Genomic DNA, 1453 nt, shown 5'->3' with positions numbered 1-1453 from the left:
ACGTCGGGGCGCTCCGCGATGTGCACCGGCATGCCCTCGATCGGTGGCGGGATCGTCAACGCGCAGGTGTTCGTCCTGGACGACGCGCTGCGACCGGTTCCGGTCGGGGTGATGGGCGAGCTGTATGTCGCCGGAGTCGGTCTGGCACGCGGCTATCTGGGCCGTCCGGGTCTGACCGGGGAGCGCTTCGTGGCCTGCCCCTTCGGTGCGGCTGGTGAGCGCATGTACCGGACCGGTGACCGGGTGCGGTGGACGGCGGAGGGGCAGTTGGTCTTCGCGGGGCGTGCTGATGATCAGGTGAAGATCCGTGGTTTCCGTATCGAGCCGGGCGAGGTGCAGGCCGTGCTGGCCGCGCACCCGGACCTGGCCCAGGCCGCAGTGGTCGTACGCGAGGACACTCCCGGCGACAAACGCCTCGTCGCCTACGTCGTGGCCGATCACCCCGTCGACGACTTGGTGGCTGTCGTGCGGGCGTACGCGGCCGACCGTCTGCCCGCCTACATGGTGCCGTCGGCGATCGTCGAACTCGCCGTCCTGCCGTTGACGGTGAACGGCAAGCTCGATCAACCAGCTTTGCCCGCACCGGAGTACACGCACGAACCCGGACGAGCACCGGTGACGCCCGAGGAGACGGCCATGTGCGCCGCCTTCGCGGAGATTCTCGGACTGTCCGAAGTCGGCGCCGATGACGACTTCTTCGGCCTGGGCGGCCACTCGCTCCTGGCCACCCGTCTCCTGAGCCGGGTCCGGACGGTGGTCGGAGTGGACGTACCGGTCCGGGTGCTGTTCGAGAACCGGACCCCTGCCGCACTCGCCACTTGGATCGCGGCTCAGCCAGAGACGAACACGAAACGGAAGACAAGGCCCGCGCTGCGGCCGATGCGTACGCAGGAGGAGAACTCATGATCCCGTTGTCGTATGCGCAGCAACGGCTGTGGTTCCTGGGGCAGTTGGAGGGGCCGAGTGCCACCTACAACATTCCGGTGGTGCTCCCGCTGACCGGGGTTCTGGACCGGGGTGCCATGGAGGCGGCCCTGCGGGACGTGATCGGCCGGCACGAGGTGCTGCGGACCGTGTACCCGGCCGACGCGGGCACGGCGCGGCAGCGGATCCTGCCGGTGGCGGAGGCCGGGTTCGCGCTGCACACCGCCGTGGTGTCGGCCGAAGAGGTGGTCGGCGAGGTGCGGCGGGCGACCCGCTACGCCTTCGACTTCGCGGCGGAGATCCCCGTGCGCGCCTGGCTGTTCGGCACCGCTCCCGAGGAACACGTGCTGGTGCTGGTCGTGCATCACATCGCGGCCGACGGCTGGTCGATGGGCCCTTTGATGCGGGACCTGTCCAGGGCGTACGCGGCACGGTGCGCGGGCCGGGCGCCGGAGTGGTCGCCGTTGCCGGTGCAGTACGCGGACTACGCGCTGTGGCAGCGCGAACTGCTCGGTGACGAGGACGACCC

1 pseudogene is annotated in these 1453 nt (G+C 70.0%); it reads left to right on the top strand.

Annotated features, from left to right (window positions below):
* Window positions 1-1453: pseudogene (locus ACWDR3_RS47770) on the top strand (condensation domain-containing protein); the annotation flags it as partial.

Source organism: Streptomyces sp. NPDC001002, assembly GCF_053599215.1.
The sequence above is the reverse complement of the archived record's forward strand: the minus strand, read 5'-3'. Positions and strand labels throughout refer to the sequence as shown.